The organism is Ignavibacteriales bacterium (genome assembly GCA_026390775.1).
Lineage (GTDB): Bacteria > Bacteroidota > Ignavibacteria > Ignavibacteriales > Melioribacteraceae > Fen-1258.
Genome location: JAPLFF010000007.1, coordinates 250,517 through 270,096 on the forward strand (window position 1 = coordinate 250,517; position 19,580 = coordinate 270,096).

Consider the following 19,580-nt stretch of genomic DNA (forward strand, 5'->3'; position numbering starts at 1 on the left):
ACCCATTGAGGGTTAGAAAATCAAGGAATGAAGCGGTTGTTCTTTAAGTGCTAATGCTTCTTTCGTTGAGTTTTTATACTAATTGGTGCGGTATTGCGTTCCCAGAAAACACCAAATTTATATCCTTGAATTGTTTTATTTTTTTCTGCTTCTTCGAGTCGTTTTTCAGCGATACATGCAAAAAATCTGTCTAATTCGATACCAACAAATTTGCGGTCTAACTTCTTGGCAACAACAGATGAAGTTCCCGAGCCAAGGAAAGGATCAAAAACCAAATCGCCTTTGTTGGATCCGGCGAGAATTAATTTAGCAATCAGCTTCTCCGGCTTTTGAGTAGGATGAGGAGTGTTCTCGCTCATAGACCAAAACGGAACTGAAATATCATTCCAAATATTAGAAGGAAAAGTTAAACGGTAATCGCCATTCTTCAGTGAACTCCAATCTTTCGGTTTCCCATTTGAATCACGATACGGGGCAAGAACTCTTCTGTTCAATTTAACAGTATCAGTATTAAATGTATATTTATTTGAGTTAGTGCAGAACCAAATATCTTCCGAATTATTCTTCCAATTTTTTTGAGCTCCCCTCCCTTTTTCTCTTTCCCATGTAATTCGATTTCTAACAATAAAATATTTTTCGAGAACAAGAGGAATGGAAATCGAAGTATGCCAATCACCGCAAAAATAAATTGAAGAAGTTGGTTTCAATATTCGTTTTAGTTTTGATACAAAACTTTCTATCCATTCAGCATATTCAAGAACAGATTTTTCTTTGAAAGAATTTGAATTAAAAACTTTAGTAAGATTATACGGCGGATCAATAATAATCAAGTCAACAAATCTTTCCGGTAAAAAATCTAAAATATCAGATAAGTTTTGGTTGATAGTCTTATTAATAATTTCTGTTAAAGAAGTTTGGTCATTCAGTTTTATTAAACGTTTAGAATATTTCGCAATTTCGCTTTTACTAAGAGTAATTGTTTTGTTGCGTGGTGATTTGGGTTTATTCAATTTGTTTAGTTTTCTTATAGCCATGAGCTTTAGCTCGTGGTTTTTTTTAATCCCCGATCTGAAGATCGGGGCTATAATTATTTTACTGTTTTGCCGAGCTCAATTGTTTCGTCTATTTCAATGATCTTTACTTTTCCTTCTTCCGGAGTATCAACAGCTAAGATCATTCCTTGAGATTCAATTCCAAATAATTTTGCCGCTTTAAGATTAGCAACAATTAAAACTTTCTTTCCAATAAGCTCTTCCGGTTTATAACTTTTCGCAATTCCGGCAACTAATTGACGCTGTTCACCACCTAAATCAATTTGAAGCTTAAGAAGTTTATCACTCTTCTTCACACTTTCAGCAGCAATAATTTTTGCAACCTTTAACTTTATCCGCTTGAATTCATCAATTGTTATTTCTTCTATTGATTCTATTGGCTTATCTGCCATTGGTTCGAGTTTATTAATTTGTTCTTCTATCACTTTATCTTCAATTTTTGTGAATAAAATTTCTGCTTCATTAAGTTTTTGTCCCGCTTGTAAAATTGAGTTTCCGGATTTTGACCACTCAGTCGGTCTCGCATTCAACATTTTTAAAATTTTAACACTAGTATTAGGAATTACCGGTTCAAAAATTACTCCAAGAGTGTAAATTGTGTTCAAGCAAATATTGATTGTGGTTGCGCATTGCTCTTTATTTTTCTTTGAAGTTACCCAAGGTTCTGAGTCATTAAAATATTTGTTCCCGGCACGTGCGAGGTTCATCATTTCGAAGACTGCATCTCTAATTTTATAACGCTCAATTAAATCTGCAATCTTTTGAGGTTGAGATGTTAAATAATCAAGCATCTCTTCATCAATTTTCTGCAGCTTACTTCTTTCCGGAACTTTACCATCAAAATGTTTGTGTGCAAAAGTAAATGTTCTGTTTACAAAGTTTCCCAGTATATCAGCAAGTTCACTGTTAGTACGCGATTGGAATTCCTTCCAGAAGAAGTCCGTGTCCTTATTCTCCGGTAAGTTTGCAGCAAGTGTGTAACGCAGAAGATCCGCTGGAAATAACTGAAGGAATTCTTCAAGATCAATTCCCCATCCGCGGCTTTTAGAAAATTTCTTCCCTTCAAAATTTAAAAATTCATTTGCAGGAACATTCTGAGGCAGAATAAATTTATCTTTGTTAGCATCGTTCCACGCCATAAGTATTGCCGGAAAAATAATTGTGTGAAAAACAACATTATCCTTACCGATGAAAGCAATGTATTTTGTTTTTTCTCCCTGCCAATATTCTTTCCACAAATTCGGTTCGCTACGCTGATGCGATAATTCTTTTGTAGCTGAGATATAACCAAGAACTGCTTCAAACCAAACATAAAGAACTTTGTTTTCCACTCCGTCCAGCGGAACTTTAACGCCCCAGTCAAGATCGCGGGTAATTGCGCGGTCTTTCAAACCATCGTTGAACCATCCTCTGCAATAATTAAGAACATTATCTTTCCAACCATATTTTTCATTCATCTCATCAATATATTTTTTTAACCGATCTTGATATTTTCCTAAAGGGAAATAATAGTGAGACGTTTCCTTCAATACAGGAGTTTGTCCGCTGATCTTACTCTTTGGATTTTTCAATTCGGAAGGATCATAAAGCGAACCGCATTTCTCACATTCATCACTTCGGGCTTCTTCATTTCCGCATCGTGGACAAGTTCCTTCTACATAACGATCCGGTAAAAACATTTTTACTTTCTCATCGTAGAATTGCATCGTTTTCTTTTCTACAAGAATTCCTTGATCATAGAATGACTTGAAAAAAGATTGCGCTGTTTCGTGATGGATTGGTAAACTCGTTCGTGAATAGATGTCGAAGCTCATTCCAAATTTTTCAAAAGCGGATTTGTTTGCATTATGGAATCGGTCTATAACTTCTTTTGGTGAGATCTTTTCTTTATCGGCAGTAATTGTAATTGGCACACCGTGTTCATCTGAACCGCAGATGTAAAGGATATCATCGCCGTTCAATCTTTTGTAGCGGACATAAATATCAGCCGGCAGATATGCACCGCTTAAGTGTCCGAGATGAATATTTCCATTTGCATATGGGAGCGCTGAAGTAACTAAAACTTTTTCTTTAGCCAAGATATAACTCAATATTGTGGTTTATTTGCGGGTAAATATAAGAAAAATAAGAGAAAGGATTGAGCAGAATGAAATATTCTTGCTCTCAATCTATAATGAATACAAGACTGAGAGCAAGATTAAGATATTTTTAACCTTCGAGACCCTTGTACATACCCTCAATCAAATCTTTGTAACGCTCTTCAACAAATTTACGTTTTATTTTAAGTGAAGGAGTAAGTTCACCTGTTTCGATCGTAAATGGTTTATCCAAAATTGCAAACTTGCGCACGCGTTCAAAGTTGGCAAGTTTTTTCTGGAATTGATCAAGCTCTTTATCAAGCAGTTCATAGATCTGTTTCATCTCCACGAGTTCATCAATTGACTTGTATTGGATTCTATTTGCATCGGCATATTCTTTAAGAGCATCATAATCCGGTACAATAAGAGCACTCACGAACATTCTGCGATCACCGATCAAAATAAATTGATCAATGTATTTGCTTGCCAAGAACATATTCTCAATTGGTGTCGGTGCAATATATTTTCCACCGGATGTTTTGAACAAATGTTTCTTTCTATCAGTAATAATTAAAAAACCTTCGGCATCAAAAACACCGATGTCGCCAGTGTAGAGCCAGCCGTCTTTAATTGTTTCATCTGTTTCTTTTTTGTTTTTGTAATAACCTTGCATAATGTTAGGACCGAAAGCGAGGATCTCTCCATCCTTTGCAATTTTTATTTCCACGCCCGGCAATGGTTTGCCTACTGTTCCAAATTTATAATCGTTTACTCTGTTTGCAGCTATTACCGGAGATGACTCGGTTAGACCAAATCCTTCTATAATTAAAATTCCGGCAGATTCAAAAAATAATCCTAACTCACGGGCAAGAGCTGCACCGCCCGAAATAAAGAAACGCAATTTTCCGCCTGTTTTTTCTCTCAATTTATGGAAGACAAGCTTATCAGCAAGTTTATGTTTAAGTGTTAAAAAGATTGGAATTGGATGACCGGATTTTTTTGCAACACAATATTCTTTACCAATTTCAATAGCCCAATTAAATATTTTCTGTTTTTTCTCCGGTTGTGATTCAACATTGCGTTTTATCTTGCTGTACATTCGTTCAAAGAGACGCGGAACCGCAGTCATTATTGTAGGATGAATATCTTCCATGTTGCTCGCAATTTTTTCTATGCTTTCTGCGTAAGCTACAGTGGCTCCGCATGAGAATGCAGTATAGTATCCGCCCATTCTTTCAAAGATATGGCAAAGCGGTAGGAATGAAAGAAATATATCATTCTCGCCGATATCAAGAATTTCATGTGCTGCTTTTATATTGGATACAATATTTTTATGAGTCAGCATTACCCCTTTAGGTACACCGGTTGTACCTGAAGTATAAATAATTGTGCAAAGCTCATTCTCTTGAGTGAGTTTAGAACTCTCTCTAAAATAATTCGGATGATCTTTACCGAAGTCCATCCCTTTTGCCTTAACATCCGAGAAACTGAATACATTTTTCTCCGTTCCTTTGTCTTCATTATTCATTACAACTATGAACTTAAGAGTTTTACATTCATTCCTCACCTTCAACACTTTATTCAGCTGAAATTTATTCGATACAACTATTCCAACAGATTCGGAATTGTTGAGACAAAACTCTATAGTTTCCGAAGTTGAGATTGGATAGAGCGGAACGTCAATACCGCCCAATCCGAGTACCGCCATATCTGCATAAACCCATTCAGGTCGGTTCTCAGCTATAATAGCGACCTTATCGTTCCGTTTAACACCCAACGTAGCAAGACCTAATGCAAAACTTTCTGTGTCTCTATAAACTTCATCATACTTAATTCCCAACCACTGATCATTAGCTTTATATTTAAGTACCGGTCTTTCTTTTCCCTTTCCAAAATCCTGAGTAATAATTTGAAACATTTGCGAGATTGTTTTGAAGTCTTTATAGATTGGCATTGATCTCTCCTATTAAGTTGCTGTTCAAGATAAGGTGGGGTATGAAAAAATGCAAATAAAAGGTTGGGGCGATAGATAGAAAAAAGGACTGAAGATATTCAGTCCTTTTTCATTTAAGAAAAGAATTTATTTATCGCTTTCGAGGGAAAGGATGAGGTAATCATTAAAATAGTCGTAATAATCTTTATTACTTTCAAAAACTACCTTTTTACCATCAACAATATCTTCAACAAACCACTGGAATGAATGAAAATTATCTGTGTTTAATTTTACTTTTTCACCAATAGTTAATTCAATCTTCTTTGAATATTCAAAACCAGAAGAATTAGAGTTTATTCGCTTACCTTCTGGAGTGTAATAACTAAAATCTTCAAAAATATTAATAATGTTAACATTCAAAGTGTAAGTGCTTCCTTTTTTATCAATCGGGATTATTTCCAGCACATACGTAATTTGTGCATCCTGTATTTTTTTAGATTTTAATGCAAGATCCTTTTGGGCAGTATTATAGATCTGCAGCGGGATTATTATTTTACCTTCATAGATACTCAACTTGAAATTGTTGGGATTAAAAAGTTTTGTAGTTTTAAAACCTAAAGGATATTCTGATTTCTTCAACCAAATCTGTTGATCTTTTTTATCCGTTCTTAATAGCTCCAAACCTAAATTCAATTTAGGTTTTACCACATTATTCTCCAGAGCAGTTTTTTCGAGCTTACCATAAAGACTTTTTACTACTTCTTCAACACTTCTATGTTTTGTTTTCTTTTCAGTCTGTGCAAACAAGAATAGATTTGTTAGCACTATTAAAAAAATAATTATCTTTTTCATTGTATACTCCCATTATCTAATTTTATTAAATCTGCTTCTGTAAATTTCTCCGTACGCAAGCTCATTACATAATGCAGATATTCTTGTTGAGATGTTTGTATGTACTCTTTCTTCCCGGGAGTTAAAGAGTTGGTGTTTGTTATTTGATTCTGAGCAGTTGGAATTTCTTTTTGAACAAAGACAGTGTCGACCCTGGCTTGGTTCTTAGTAATAAATGTATCTTTTGGATTCTGTAAAACTAAAAAAAATAAAAGAAAAACAGCTGCAGCAGATGCTGCATAGAATCCAAACTTGTAAAACGACTTTGCTACACTTGGTTTCTGTTTTAACTGATTTATACTTTCAGAGCAATGCGCTTTAGATTTCTCTTTAAGCAGCAGTAAATCGGCAAATGTATTCCGGCATTCATTGCATTCGGCAAGGTGAAGAAATAATTCTTCCCTGTTTTCTTCTTCAAGTTCCCCATCTATAAATAAATTGATTTCATAATCATAGTGTTTCATTCCGCACCTCATTTTAAATATTTTCTTAATTGTTGACGAACCCGAAATAGTTTTACTTTCACGTTATCGATAGAGATTCCAAGTATCTCAGCCATTTCTTGATATGAATGACATGCATACTCACGCAAGTAAATCAGTTCATATTCTTCATGGCTTAGTCTCGACATTGCATCGTTAAGTGAAATCTTATCTTCATATTTAGGCTCATAAGTTCTTAAGAAGTTTTCGTCAAGTGGTATTGGTTTGTTTGCTTTGCCGTTAAGTTTTTTAAAACAATAATTCCGTGTTATTGTCAAAAGCCATGTTTTGTAACTGCACTCACCGCGAAAGGAATCTTTACTATTGATATACTTAATAAAAACTTCTTGAAGAGCATCCTTTGCATCGTCGTAATCTTTAAGCAGACTCATTGAGTAGTTTAGAATGTCATTGGAATAAGAAGAAAACAATTCTTTTACAGTTTTTTCTTCTTCTCGTTTCACTTAAATCCTAAAATTGACTTTGTAAATAGACCCCGTTTATGCAAATATGTTACAACAAATTGCAGGAAAACTATTTCGCCCAGACCTCGCCATCAACAACAGGGGTTACACAGATAATGGGTTTTTCCGGTACACGGAATTTTTCAAATATCTCTTCAAACAATTTGTATTGTAATCCTTGCGATTCGATCTTGGAAAATTTTTTGTACGACATGAATTCGTCATTTTTATTCTGAGGTGCACTAAAATGAAATGAAGTACTTAAATCTTCCTTTGCACGTTCTTTCAGAAATTTTATTTTTTCTTTGTCGCTTCCTTCCATTTGGTATGACTTTGCTTTGAAAGCTGTAACAAAATTATTATCAATGATCAGGTAAATATTTAGAATCGTTTCCAATAAAAGTCCTATTTGGTTATTGTTTTGTTCTTCAGTACAAATATCATTAAGAATGTTGCAAAAACAAATGCGAGTTTACACAATAAACTATCAACCGCTGTTATGAATGCCGGGATTGCTATAGCAAGAATCATTGACGGAATGAAAGTGAAAAGATACCCGAACAGAAATGTACGGGTGAGAGTTTTCTGGAGTGGATCGGTTTCTGCACCCCACTTCTTGTTAAGAATGATCATTGAAAAAATAATAGGTAAGTAATAGAATATTCCATACAAATCTCCAAGCGGGTAATGATATGATGCATACAGCACCGTGCATTTTGTAACTGCGAATTGTTCAATAACAAAAGGATAATAAATGATAAAGAATAATGCCGGAATGAAAACAAGCTTACTGTATTGAGATTCTTTTGCAAAAAATTTAATTACCGTGTACAATCCAAGCGGCGGAAGAAGAGATATATCAAAGAATGCGAGATAGATTAATATTTGTTTCTGCAAACCTACAAAGCAAATCAAGAACTCAATGAACTGATAACCAAACAAAAGGAAAATCATCCCAATTACAAGTTTGTTTATAGAGTTCTTCTTAGCAAAGATTAGAAGATTAATAATGTAGAGTAATTCAACACATGCGATCAATAAGGAAATTATGCCGTCAAGTTTCATACAGAACTCTCATTTTTAGAACTAAATTTTTTATAACCAATCAGAATATAATTCCGGTCTTCTATCTTTCAAGAATAATCTCCTTGCATGAGACTTACCATATTCACTCAAATCAAAATTTCTTTCAAAAACCTTATCATTAATTTCATAATAGAGCTATAGAGCTCTATGCGTTCCGTCGCAGAATGGTTTTGTGAATGAATGTTTACAACCGCACCAAGCAACTTTTTTTTCTACAGTGATCTCTTCAATGAGCGGAGAGAATTCACTCCCTTTGTGAGAACCATCGCAAAATGGTTGACTATTTGATTTACCGCATGCGCACCAATAATATTTTCCAGGCTGCATCGTCAAAACGATTGGCAATTTTTGAGCAATCTTTGGATCAGACATAAATTCTCCTTGATTTATTTTAATTCTCGTATCTCAAGAATTTCGATTATCGCACCCCACATATGAAAGCTTGCCATCTCTTTTTTCTCTACATATTTAAAGTAGATTCGTTTACCGTCAACTTGAAATTCTTTTGATAGATTGAGCGGGTCAAGATTTTTATTATCATCTGTTGTGATTCCATAAAATCCGCCTTCAAGAGAAATATATTTAACTGTTCCGGTTGTGAATTTAACATCGGATTCAAGTGATGAGCATGAAATTGATAAAAGGAAAACAACCGTCACCAGAAAAATATTTTTCACCGGAAGTTTCATGGTTTAATTTATTAAAGTAGGGACAACTTCACACCAAAGGTTGACAAGCGCGAGTTGTCCCTACAATTAATTATTTTTTTGTACCAATCATCTTTTCAGGACGAACAACTTCATCAAATTTTTCTGCAGTTAATAGACCGAGTTCAAGTACAGCTTCTTTCAAAGTTTTATTTTCTTTGTGAGCTTTCTTGGCAACTTTCGCAGCATTATCGTAACCAATAACCGGATTCAAAGAAGTAACCAGCATCAATGAATTTTCGAGGTGTCTCTTGATATTGATTTCATTGGCTGTAATGCCTTCCACACAATGTTCGCTGAAACTTTCGCAAGCATCTGCAATTAATTTTATTGATTGAAGAACGTTGAATGCTATAACCGGCATAAAAACATTCAGTTCAAAATTTCCACTTGAACCGGCAATGTTTATAGTTACATCATTCCCGAAAACTTGAGTACAAACCATCGTCATAGCTTCGCATTGCGTTGGATTAACTTTTCCGGGCATGATTGAACTGCCAGGTTCGTTTTCCGGTAAAGAGATTTCACCTATTCCGCATCTCGGTCCGGAACCAAGCCAACGGATATCATTTGATATTTTTAATAATGAAGCACCAAGTGTTTTTAGTACACCGCTTATTTCTACTAAAGCATCTTTTGCCGCCATCGCTTCATATTTATTCGGTGCGGTTTTGAATGGCTTTCCGGTTAGTTTAGAAATTGTCTCAGCAACTTTAACTGCATAATCGGGATGAGCATTTAATCCTGTACCTACAGCAGTTCCGCCAAGAGGAATTTCGTATAATCTTTTTAGTGAATCACTAATACGTGCTAATCCGTTTGTTAATTGTTGAACGTAGCCCGAAAATTCATGACCAAGTGTAAGTGGAGTTGCATCCATTAAATGTGTTCTGCCGATTTTGATTATGTCTTTAAATTCTTTTGCTTTTGCATCTAATGAATCGCGCAACTTTGTTACCATAGGAATTAATCGGCGATGAATTTCTTCTACCGCTGCAACATGAATTGATGTTGGGAAAGCATCATTAGTTGATTGAGCTTTGTTCACATCATCATTCGGATGGATCGGCTTTTTGCTACCCATAACTCCGCCTGCCATTTCGATCGCACGATTGGAGATAACTTCGTTTGCATTCATGTTTGTTTGAGTACCACTTCCGGTTTGCCAAACAACTAAAGGAAAATGATCATTCAATTTTCCTTCAATAACTTCATCAGCTGCTTTTACAATCAAATCAAGTTTGTCCTTAGGTAAAATTCCTAATTCATTGTTAGTGATTGCTGCAGCTTTTTTTACAATACCCAGCGCTCTAATCATCTCAGCAGGAAATCTTTCTCCGCCAATTTTAAAATTCATTAACGATCTTGCTGTCTGCGCGCCATAATACTTATCAACGGGGACTTTCATTTCACCCATAGTATCGGTTTCAATTCTGTATTCCATTTTAGCTCCAATAGGTTTTTGTTTGCTTTGTCAAATTAATAGAATATGGTTTTATTATCAACGAGGTTTTAGGTAAGATTTGAGCGGTTAAGAATGAATCTAAATTATTGTTCTCCAATTGTCTCTACACGTCTTGCACCGACAAAACGTTTTTTGTAGTATGCATCTTCAAGAGAAGAGACAGTAACACCAATTGAACGGCTTGCGTGTACAAATTGATTTTCACCGAGATAAATTCCTACATGACCCGGAAAAGATCTTTTTGTAGTATTGAAGAAAACCAGGTCGCCGAATTTCAATTCATCCATAGAAATTTTTTCTCCGGCAGAATATTGCTCACTTGCTGATCGTGGAATTTCGATAGCAAGAGAATTTTGATAAACTTGCAAAGTAAAGGCAGAACAATCCATTCCTTTTTGCGTATTGCCGCCATATTTGTAAGGCGTTTCTAAATATTTAATCACTTCGAACAAAACTTTTTCGCGTGGTGTAAGAGCAACATTGAATGTTTTTAGTTTTTCAAAGTGAGATACAAAATTTGTTTTATCAACGGGATTTTCTTCAACCGGTATTTCATCAAATTCAGCCGAAGTATCTGCAGGTAGATCATTAAAAATAATTCGCTCGTTTTTAGGTGTTGTGCGTGAATATCTTTTTGTTGTATCTGAGGATTCAAATCTCGGATTTGAATTACCGTTTCTATCACTTTTACTTTGCTTAAATCTTTGTGTACTTGAAGAAGAAGAACAACCGCTGAAGATCATGAATACAAAAACTGAACAAATAATTTTTTTGAAAATTCTGTTGAGTATAATCATAAGCAAACTTAACCTAAGTAAGATCTTAAATTTTTACTGCGAGATGCATGTCGTAATCTTCTAATTGCTTTTTCTTTTATTTGACGAACGCGCTCGCGGGTTAGATTAAATTTCTCGCCGATTTCTTCAAGTGTAAGAGAATGTTCCTTATTCAGTCCGAAATAAAGTTTTATTACTTCACCTTCCCTTTCAGAAAGAGTAGAAAGCGCCCGCTCAATTTCACTTCGTAGAGATTCCGACATTAGTGTGAAATCCGGTGATGGCTCCTCATCATTTTCAAGAATATCAAGCAACCGATTTTCCTCACCTTGATTAAACGGTGCATCCATTGAAACAGCACGTCCCGCAATTTTTAGAGTATCTGAAACTTCACTTATATCCATATCAAGTTCTTGTGCAAGTTCATGTGCATTCGGCTCACGTTCATATTCCTGCTCAAGATTGCTGTAAGCTTTCCCGATCTTGTTCAATGCACCAACTCTATTTAATGGTAATCTTACAATCCTTGATTGTTCCGCCAATGCTTGAAGAATAGATTGACGAATCCACCAAACAGCATACGAAATAAATTTGAATCCGCGCGTTTCATCAAATCTTTTTGCCGCTTTAATCAAACCCAAATTACCTTCATTAATCAAATCGCCAAGCGAGAGCCCTTGATTTTGATATTGTTTAGCAACCGAAACAACAAACCGTAAATTTGCTTTAACTAATTTTTCTAATGCCAACGAATCATTTTTTCTTATTCTTATTGCCAGTTCAATTTCGTCGTCTGGTGTTAATAGATCTACTTTACCAATTTCTTGAAGATATTTATCTAAAGATTGACTTTCTCTATTAGTGTATTGTTTTGTGATTTTCAAAATTACATCTCCGCTAGGATTCTATATTAATTGAATCAACAATTCCAACGATTGAAGCATCAACCGGAGCCATATCAACATCAAGAGGTATAACAGCTTCGCTTGCTGTTACGTAATAAATTATTTCTCCTGAACCGGCTCCAACCGTATCTAAAGCAATAATCGGTTCTCCAATATTTTTCCCCTCGGAATTAATTGGCTGGACAAACAGCATTTTATAGCCTGTAACAGCATCATCTTTTCTTGTTGCCCAAATAGTCCCTATGATTTTGCCAAGCTGCATCAGAACACAACGGTTTCTTTTTGTTTATCTTTTACTGAGATATCAAGTTTATCAACAATAGCCATAATTACTGCATCCACAGGTTTATTTTTTGTAAATGCTGTTTGGCGTGCGGAACTGCCTTGTGCAACAATTACTATTTCACCAACCCCAGCACCAACAGAATCAACTGCGATCACTGTTGATTCTTTCGGTTTATATTCCAGATCAATGTGACGAACTATTAAAAATTTGGCTCCGACCAGATTTTCATCTTTACGCGTCGACCATACAGTTCCAATAACTTTACCGAGTATCAAATCATCCTCTCTATTCTAATGATGTAATAATTTTAATTCCGCTCTCTTTATATCTGTAACTATCGTTTGTAAAAATAGGAAGTTTATTGTTTTTTGCAACTGAACAAACAATTGCGTCACGTGTGGTCGCAACTTTATTAAAAAAATCTGTAATGTTCAAACCGAAACAAGATAATTGACGGTTGTTTTAGTTTGCTTTATTCATTCAAAAAACTTGTCCCTTTCAAATCATTATTGATCTTAAAATAATGTGCAACTGTTTGAGCAACATCAGAAAAGGTTTTACGTGTGCCTAAATTTTTACCTTGAATATTTTTTCTATAATAGAGAAGAGGTACATATTCCCGGGTATGATCTGTGCTTATATCGGTCGGGTCATTACCATGATCGGCTGTTAGGATTAAACGGTCTGTTTCATCAAGACAGTTTACGATCTCGGGTAATCGTGTATCAAATTCTTTAAGAGCGTTGTGAAGTCCTTCGGGATCGTTTCGATGTCCGTAGTAAACATCAAAATCTACAAGATTTGTGAAAATGAAAGATCCTTTAACATTTTTTGCTGTCTCGATTATTTTTTCAATTCCCTCTTGATTTGATTTTGTTTTCAGTTTGTGTTTTATCCCCTGGTAATTGAATAGATCATTTACTTTCCCGATTGCATAGGTTTCAATTCCATCATTCAAACAATAATCCAATATTGTTGGTGATGGCGGATCAAGAGAAAAGTCTTTTCGATTTGTTGTACGGGTATAATTTCCTTCCGTCCCGATAAATGGTCTCGCTATAATTCTTCCAACAGCATCTTTACCAACAAAAACTTTTTCACGTGAGATTGAACAGATTTCATAAAGTTTATTTAATGGAATTATTTCTTCATGTGCTGCAATCTGAAAAACAGAATCAGCAGAAGTGTAGACAATCGGGTATCCGGTTCTTACATGTTCCGCACCGAGGTCCTTAATAATTTCTGTTCCCGATGCGGCATAATTCCCTAGAATATCTTTTAAGCCTGTAGCATTTAAAAATCTATTGATAAGTTCTTGTGGAAAACCATTAGGATAAAACGGAAATTCAATCTCTACTTTTAATCCGCCTAATTCCCAATGCCCGGTGGTAGAATCTTTTCCATGAGAGATCTCTGATAACTTTCCATAAGAAGCTAATGGTTGGTTTTGTGCTTTAATACCAAGTATAGGATTAATATTGCCTAATCCAAATTGTTCTAGATTAGGTAGATTCAAACCGCCAAGACGATTTGCCATATTGCCAAGTGTATTGCTTCCTTGATCTGAATAATTTTTAGCATCGGGCAGTTCACCAATCCCGATACCATCGAGAACTATAACAAAGAAATTGTTCACCAGGGTACTTTCGAATGTTAGTTGATACTTTTTACCGTGTTGCCGCCTTTTTCTAATGCTTTATTAAGTGCAAGTTCGGCATTAGTTAAGATCTCTTGAACATCGGTTTTGTTTGTTGTTGAAGCAACTCCGATCGAAACAGTAAATGTTGTTTGCTTAGAAACTATAGCAATCGGTTTGCGGGCAATTTTAATTCGTAATTTTTCTGCCCATAGAAAAACATCTTTCGGTGACATATTGAAAAAATATACTGCAAAAACTTTTTGACTTAATCGCCCGATTAAATTTAACGGTGTCATTTCATCTTTAATAATCTGAGAAATCACACGTACAATTTTAGGGAAAGGGTCGCTTTCAAATAATGAATCTTGTTCTAAAAAATCATCAATTTTGATCATCGCAATTGCACCTTGAATTCCTAATTCTTTACTGCGAACAAGATCAACGGTAAACCGCTCGAGGAACGAATCATAATTCAAAGTTTTTGTTTCTGCATCAACAGAAAGCAAACTTTTTAGAACAGTTATGGTTGAATACGAATGAAGTATAAAAGCAAATATCTTAGTCGCATTCTTGATAAAAGTGACTTCATTATTTGAATAAACATTTTTTTTCAAACTTTCGAAACACAGAACTCCAAAGTTTTGCTCATCATAAACTAAAGGAATTGCTAAGAAAGAACCATCGAAACTAACATCTTCACTTTTTGCAAAGCGAGGAATTTCTGAAATTGAAGTATCATCAATCTTAACAGGAGTTGCACTTAATATAGCTCTTCCAACCAAAGTTCCCGCAAGATCAATTTCTAAATTTTCACCGACATACTTTAACGAAGTTTTATTAATGATCTTCGAAGTTTTAAATTTTTGTTCCGACGTATAATAAGAAACAAAAGTAAAAGAATCCCAATCCATTAAACCTTGAACTGCATTTTCAATAGTTTTATGAAGATCGGATTCCGATTCAATTTTTTTATCGTGACTCAACATATTGAGCAGAGTATTTAATCTCAGCTCTGCTTGTGATTCGGAAAATTTTTCTTCGAATAATGTTATTATAATCGAAATAACACGGACAATTCTACCAAGTGCATAAACTTGTTCAATACCAAATGCATCATTTACTTTAGAATCGAGAACAAGAATACCGGTTAATGATTTACCATAAAACAATGGCACACCGACAAAACTCTTAATTCCTTGTGGGGCGCTGTAATATCTTATCACATCAATTTCGGCATTTGAAGAAATGTCGGTCAATAATTCCGGTTCTTCTTTTTGTACAATCTTTCCGAGTATATCATCTTCAAGATCAAATTTTTGTTGTGTGATTTGAGATGAGCTGGTTACATAACGTTCAAGCGTTAATCGTTTTCTGTTTTTATTGTACCAGAAAAAAGCCGCGGTGTGAGCCATGAAAGAATCTTTAACTACACTTAAGATTTTTTCAAGAACAAAACCGAATTGTTCGTCATGATTAACATCTTCCGGAAGTTGTTCGTGAACAATCCTTTCAAAATTTTGTTTGAAGTCAGGCGGTTTAAAAAGATCTTTATTGCCGCGGTTAATCCCCGAAGCAAAATTATCAGCTGTAATTACTTCAATATTTTTTGTAGGAGAAATTATTTTGAAATCTTCACCGGCATCTGTCTCATATCGGTCATTCTCATTTGTATTATCTTCTTCAAAAAGATCTGATTGCAAATCAATATCATTATCAATTGCATTACTTTTCATGGAATCGCGCAAGAAAATAATGAAGCCGGCATAAACAATAAGAATAACACCGGAAATCATTTTGAGGGTTAAATCATCTGTAAAAAATGGAATGACTACAAGGATTGGAATAAATATGAAAATGAAAATTCTCTTTCTGATTTTTTCTGTAATTCCCATCCGCCCTTCTTAAGATCTTGTGAAAGAAATATGTTCTAAATTATTATTCCTTACAACTTTACATTCAATAATAAGAAAGATTTAAGAGATTTTCATATAAGGAATAGTGAGGTAAGCAACTTTACAACTTCTTTTTTGCCAGTACCTTTTATCGTGGAATAGAAAAGCATATTCTCGCCGTATATGAGTTCAGGGAAAAATTTTTTGATTTGCTTTCGTGCTGAAGCAAGTTCGGATTGTTTTAGTTTATCAGATTTGTTAAGAATAACAAAATACGGTATTCTCTGTTTGTGCAGGAATTCATTTAGTTCAATATCCAACTGCATTGGGTCGTGGCGACTGTCAATTATATGAACAGCAAGATCAATATTTTTATTAAGTGAAAAATATTTTTCCAGCAAAAGCTGCCAAGCGTCCCGTTCACTTTTTGAAACTCTTGCATAACCAAATCCAGGCAAGTCAACTAAAAAAAATTTGTTTTCTACCAAATAGTAATTGATGGAACGTGTTTTACCAGGATGAGATGAAGTCTTGGCTAATTTTGTATTAAACAAGGAATTTATAAATGAAGATTTTCCCACGTTTGAACGACCGCAAAGAACAACCGTTGGTAAATTTCGTTTCGGTAATTCGATCAGATTATAAACCGGTTTTATGAATTCTATTTTTTTCATAGAAACAAAAAAGAGTAACCGAAGCCGATTACTCTTTCCAAAAATAATTTATGATTTATTTTATCAACTGCCTTTTTTCTGCGGAGTTTTAGTCGTCTTAATTTTTTTCTCTTTTACGCCGGGTTTTTCTTTGGGTGATTTTTCTTTTTTGGATTTTGGAGCTGTTTTCTTTTTCGGTTTCTCAGCTTTCTTCTCTTCAGTTTTAGTTTCTTCTACTTTAGTATCTGTTGGCTTCTCTTCATCTTTAGTTTTCTTTGGTGTTTTTGGTTTTACTATTCCGCTAAAATCAACTAATTCAATAATTGCCATTTCAGCGCCATCGCCTTTTCTTCGTCCTAAACGAACAACGCGAGTGTACCCGCCTGCTCTATCACCAATTTTAGAAATAATGTCTGAAAATAATCCCGACACAATTTCTCTATCGTTAATTTGTGCGGAGACATATCTTCTTGTATGAACAGAATCTATTTTTGCTTTTGTGATTAGAGGTTCAACAAAACCGCGCAGTTCCTTTGCTTTTGCTGTAGTAGTTGTAATCTTTTTATGCTTTAATAAAGATGCAGCTAATGATCTCAATAATGCAAGTCTGTGACTTGCTGTTCTGCCTAATTTTCTACCTTTAACTCTATGTCTCATTCTTTAACCTTCTGGAAATACTAGTTGTTTTCTGGTTTATCTTTTATATACTTGTCAACATCCATACCGAACTCAAGTCCGTAATTTTCAACGATCTCGATCAACTCAGCCAAAGATTTTCTTCCGAAATTTCTAAACTTAAGCATCTCGCTTTCATCTCTCTTAACAAGGTCGGATAAGTTCTTGATGTTTGCAGCTTTTAAGCAATTATGTGAACGGACACTCAACTCAAGATCGTCTACACCTGTTAAAAGAATCTTTTTGATTCTTTCTGCTTCAGCATCTTTTTCATTTTCAACTTTTTCTTCTTCTGGTTCAGCATCAAAATTGATGAACATTTGAATATGATCTTTCAAAATTTTTGCAGAACAAGAAAGAGCTTCTTCCGGTGTTACTGATCCGTCAGTGTGAATATCAATCGATAATTTTTCAAAATCATTTCTTTCACCGATACGTACATTCTCAATATTGTAATGAACATTAACTATTGGTGTAAATATAGAATCAATCGGAATTGTTCCGATAGTCATTTCCGGAATTTTCTGCTCATTGGAAGGAACATATCCTTTTCCAATTCCGAACTTTAATTCCATATTCAACTTTGCATCAGAGTTTAAGCGAGCAATGTGAAGCTCCGGGTTCAATATTTCAATATCCGGACAAGCTTTTTGAATATCTCCCGCTCTAAATTCTTTTGAACCGTTAAAAGAAATTTCACAACCGGTAACTTTCTTATTAACAATTCTCATTCTTACTTTTTTCAAATTAAGAATAAGTTCTGTAACGTCTTCAACTACACCGGGAACTGTTGAAAACTCGTGTAAAACTCCCTCAATCTTAATAGCAGTAACTGCAGCTCCGGTAAGGGATGATAACAACACTCTTCTTAAAGCATTGCCTAATGTAACTCCAAATCCTCTCTCAAGAGGTTGGATCATAAATCTTCCAAAATTTTCTTTACTTGAAGATTCATCGAGTACGACACCATCGGGCATCTTTATGAATGGATAACTCATTTAGTATCCTCTTTATAATTTTAAATTACTTAGAATACAACTCTACTATTAGCTGTTCGTTTGCATTCAATGGAATATCTTCTCTTTCAGGAATATTTAAGAATGTACCTGAGAGAGTAGCTTTATCTACGGATAACCAACTGTAAACGTTGTCTTTTGTTCTTCTTAAGGAATTGTGAATAGCATCAAGCTTTTTACTTTTTTCTCTTACAGAAATTACATCGCCGGAAGAAAGTGAGAATGAAGGAATATTAACAATTTGCCCATTAACGGTAAAGTGTCTGTGAAGAACTAATTGTCGGGCAGATTTTCTTGAAGGTGCAAACCCAAGACGGAAAATGGTATTATCCAATCTCTTTTCTAAAAGTTTAATTAAGTTACCGCCGGTAACACCTTTTTGACGAATTGCATTATCAAAATAATTATGGAATTGAGTTTCCTGCAATCCATAAATTCTTTTTACTTTCTGTTTTTCTCGAAGTTGAACGCCGTATTCCGAAAATTTTGTTCTTCGTGTTAAGCCGTGTTGCCCCGGTGCATAATTCTTCTGTTCCAACGGACATTTTTCGGATAAGCACTTAGATCCTTTTAAAAATAATTTTGTCTTTTCCCTTCTGCATAATCTGCAACTCGGGCCAGTGTATCTTGCCATCTAAAGTTTCTCCTGATTAAACTCTTCTGCGTTTTGGTGGTCTGCAACCGTTATGAGGAATTGGCGTTTGATCTTTGATTGATAGAATATCCAATCCTGCTGTATTTAATGCTCTAATTGCTGCTTCTCTTCCAGAACCGGGACCTTTAACAAGCACATCAATTTTTCTTAGACCCAAAGCATGCGCTTCTTTACCGGCAGCTTCTGCGGTAACTTGTGCAGCAAATGGAGTATTTTTTCTTGAACCCTTAAAACCGTTTTTACCGGCTGAAGACCAAGAAATAGTATTTCCATAAATATCGGTAATCGTAACTATCACGTTGTTGAAAGTGGCTTTAATATGTGCAACGCCAACCGCATCAACATGAACTTTCTTTTTAGTCTTTTTAACTACTTTTGCCAATTTAACTCCTCAATAAAAAATAATTAATTACTTCTTAGCCGGTGTTTTCTTTTTGCCGGCAACTGTTTTACGTTTTCCTTTACGTGTTCTTGAGTTGGTTCTTGTACGTTGTCCGCGAACAGGTAAACTTCTTCTGTGACGGAGACCGCGATATGAACCAATATCCATTAATCGTTTAATATTCTGTTGAACTTCACTTCTTAATGAACCTTCAACTTTATAATCAGCAGTCATTACAGAACGAATCTTTGCAATTTCTTCTTCTGTTAATTCACTAACTTTTTTATTCGGATTAACATTCGCTCTTGTAAGAATTTCCATTGCCGATTTATCACCGATACCGAAAATGTAGGTAAGGCCGATGAAAGCTTTTTTATTTTTTGGTAAATCAATACCTGCTAAACGAGCCAAATCTATAACCTCCTAAGTTTAACCTTGTCTCTGTTTATGTTTAGGGTTTTTACAAATAACTCTAACAACCCCTTTTCTTTTAATTATCTTACAGTTCTCACAAATCTTGCGAACTGATGAGCGAACCTTCAT

23 protein-coding genes and 1 pseudogene are annotated in these 19,580 nt (G+C 34.9%); all 24 read right to left on the reverse strand.

Going from position 1 to position 19,580, the window contains the following annotated elements; genetic code table 11:
* Positions 1-50: 50 nt before the first annotated feature.
* Positions 51-1,034, reverse strand: coding sequence for a site-specific DNA-methyltransferase (locus NTZ27_06290; GenBank protein ID MCX6174341.1), 984 nt, complete (start codon positions 1,032-1,034; stop codon positions 51-53).
* Positions 1,035-1,087: 53 nt separating this feature from the next.
* The gene (gene metG, locus NTZ27_06295; GenBank protein ID MCX6174342.1) at positions 1,088-3,130 is read right to left on the reverse strand and encodes a methionine--tRNA ligase; all 2,043 of its coding nucleotides are present in this window, start codon (positions 3,128-3,130) and stop codon (positions 1,088-1,090) included.
* A 130-nt stretch (positions 3,131-3,260) separates the two neighbouring features.
* Positions 3,261-5,084: a long-chain fatty acid--CoA ligase gene (locus NTZ27_06300; GenBank protein MCX6174343.1), complete on the reverse strand. Its 1,824-nt coding sequence runs from the start codon at positions 5,082-5,084 to the stop codon at positions 3,261-3,263.
* A gap of 126 nt (positions 5,085-5,210) precedes the next feature.
* Entirely contained in the window at positions 5,211-5,915 is a 705-nt protein-coding gene (locus NTZ27_06305; protein MCX6174344.1) for a hypothetical protein, read from the reverse strand.
* Positions 5,912-6,418 (reverse strand): zf-HC2 domain-containing protein, encoded by a 507-nt coding sequence (locus tag NTZ27_06310; GenBank protein ID MCX6174345.1) that lies wholly within the window; start codon positions 6,416-6,418, stop codon positions 5,912-5,914. The genes NTZ27_06305 and NTZ27_06310 overlap by 4 nt, the downstream gene beginning before the upstream one ends.
* 8 nt (positions 6,419-6,426) lie before the next feature.
* Positions 6,427-6,900 (reverse strand): RNA polymerase sigma factor, encoded by a 474-nt coding sequence (locus tag NTZ27_06315; protein ID MCX6174346.1) that lies wholly within the window; start codon positions 6,898-6,900, stop codon positions 6,427-6,429.
* 70 nt (positions 6,901-6,970) lie between these two features.
* Positions 6,971-7,297: a hypothetical protein gene (locus NTZ27_06320; protein ID MCX6174347.1), complete on the reverse strand. Its 327-nt coding sequence runs from the start codon at positions 7,295-7,297 to the stop codon at positions 6,971-6,973.
* Positions 7,298-7,305: 8 nt separating this feature from the next.
* On the reverse strand, positions 7,306-7,965 hold the full coding sequence (locus NTZ27_06325) for a hypothetical protein (protein ID MCX6174348.1): 660 nt from the start codon (positions 7,963-7,965) through the stop codon (positions 7,306-7,308).
* 156 nt (positions 7,966-8,121) lie between these two features.
* Complete coding sequence (locus NTZ27_06330; protein ID MCX6174349.1) at positions 8,122-8,358, reverse strand: CDGSH iron-sulfur domain-containing protein; 237 nt, start codon at positions 8,356-8,358, stop codon at positions 8,122-8,124.
* Between the two features lie 14 nt (positions 8,359-8,372).
* Positions 8,373-8,663, reverse strand: coding sequence for a hypothetical protein (locus NTZ27_06335; GenBank protein MCX6174350.1), 291 nt, complete (start codon positions 8,661-8,663; stop codon positions 8,373-8,375).
* 82 nt (positions 8,664-8,745) lie between these two features.
* A complete protein-coding gene (gene fumC / locus NTZ27_06340; GenBank protein MCX6174351.1) occupies positions 8,746-10,137 on the reverse strand; it encodes a class II fumarate hydratase in 1,392 nt (463 codons plus the stop codon).
* 104 nt (positions 10,138-10,241) lie between these two features.
* Positions 10,242-10,955, reverse strand: a complete 714-nt coding sequence (locus tag NTZ27_06345; GenBank protein ID MCX6174352.1) for a C40 family peptidase — start codon at positions 10,953-10,955, stop codon at positions 10,242-10,244.
* A gap of 8 nt (positions 10,956-10,963) precedes the next feature.
* Entirely contained in the window at positions 10,964-11,818 is an 855-nt protein-coding gene (locus NTZ27_06350) for a sigma-70 family RNA polymerase sigma factor (GenBank protein MCX6174353.1), read from the reverse strand.
* A gap of 13 nt (positions 11,819-11,831) precedes the next feature.
* Positions 11,832-12,101 carry a EutN/CcmL family microcompartment protein gene (locus NTZ27_06355; GenBank protein MCX6174354.1) on the reverse strand — a complete coding sequence of 90 codons (270 nt, stop codon included), beginning with the start codon at positions 12,099-12,101 and terminating at the stop codon, positions 11,832-11,834.
* Positions 12,101-12,400 (reverse strand): EutN/CcmL family microcompartment protein, encoded by a 300-nt coding sequence (locus tag NTZ27_06360; GenBank protein MCX6174355.1) that lies wholly within the window; start codon positions 12,398-12,400, stop codon positions 12,101-12,103. The genes NTZ27_06355 and NTZ27_06360 overlap by 1 nt, the downstream gene beginning before the upstream one ends.
* Positions 12,401-12,597: 197 nt before the next feature.
* A complete protein-coding gene (locus tag NTZ27_06365) occupies positions 12,598-13,761 on the reverse strand; it encodes a phosphopentomutase (protein ID MCX6174356.1) in 1,164 nt (387 codons plus the stop codon).
* Between the two features lie 17 nt (positions 13,762-13,778).
* Positions 13,779-15,656, reverse strand: coding sequence for a GAF domain-containing protein (locus NTZ27_06370; GenBank protein MCX6174357.1), 1,878 nt, complete (start codon positions 15,654-15,656; stop codon positions 13,779-13,781).
* Positions 15,657-15,748: 92 nt separating this feature from the next.
* A complete protein-coding gene (gene yihA, locus NTZ27_06375) occupies positions 15,749-16,330 on the reverse strand; it encodes a ribosome biogenesis GTP-binding protein YihA/YsxC (GenBank protein MCX6174358.1) in 582 nt (193 codons plus the stop codon).
* Between the two features lie 285 nt (positions 16,331-16,615).
* Positions 16,616-16,966: pseudogene (rplQ, locus tag NTZ27_06380) on the reverse strand (50S ribosomal protein L17).
* A gap of 20 nt (positions 16,967-16,986) precedes the next feature.
* Positions 16,987-17,982 (reverse strand): DNA-directed RNA polymerase subunit alpha, encoded by a 996-nt coding sequence (locus NTZ27_06385; GenBank protein ID MCX6174359.1) that lies wholly within the window; start codon positions 17,980-17,982, stop codon positions 16,987-16,989.
* 25 nt (positions 17,983-18,007) lie between these two features.
* Positions 18,008-18,634 (reverse strand): 30S ribosomal protein S4, encoded by a 627-nt coding sequence (gene rpsD / locus NTZ27_06390; protein MCX6174360.1) that lies wholly within the window; start codon positions 18,632-18,634, stop codon positions 18,008-18,010.
* A 16-nt stretch (positions 18,635-18,650) separates the two neighbouring features.
* The gene (rpsK, locus tag NTZ27_06395; GenBank protein MCX6174361.1) at positions 18,651-19,037 is read right to left on the reverse strand and encodes a 30S ribosomal protein S11; all 387 of its coding nucleotides are present in this window, start codon (positions 19,035-19,037) and stop codon (positions 18,651-18,653) included.
* A gap of 27 nt (positions 19,038-19,064) precedes the next feature.
* Positions 19,065-19,448: a 30S ribosomal protein S13 gene (rpsM, locus tag NTZ27_06400; GenBank protein MCX6174362.1), complete on the reverse strand. Its 384-nt coding sequence runs from the start codon at positions 19,446-19,448 to the stop codon at positions 19,065-19,067.
* An 18-nt stretch (positions 19,449-19,466) separates the two neighbouring features.
* The gene (rpmJ, locus tag NTZ27_06405; GenBank protein MCX6174363.1) at positions 19,467-19,580 is read right to left on the reverse strand and encodes a 50S ribosomal protein L36; all 114 of its coding nucleotides are present in this window, start codon (positions 19,578-19,580) and stop codon (positions 19,467-19,469) included.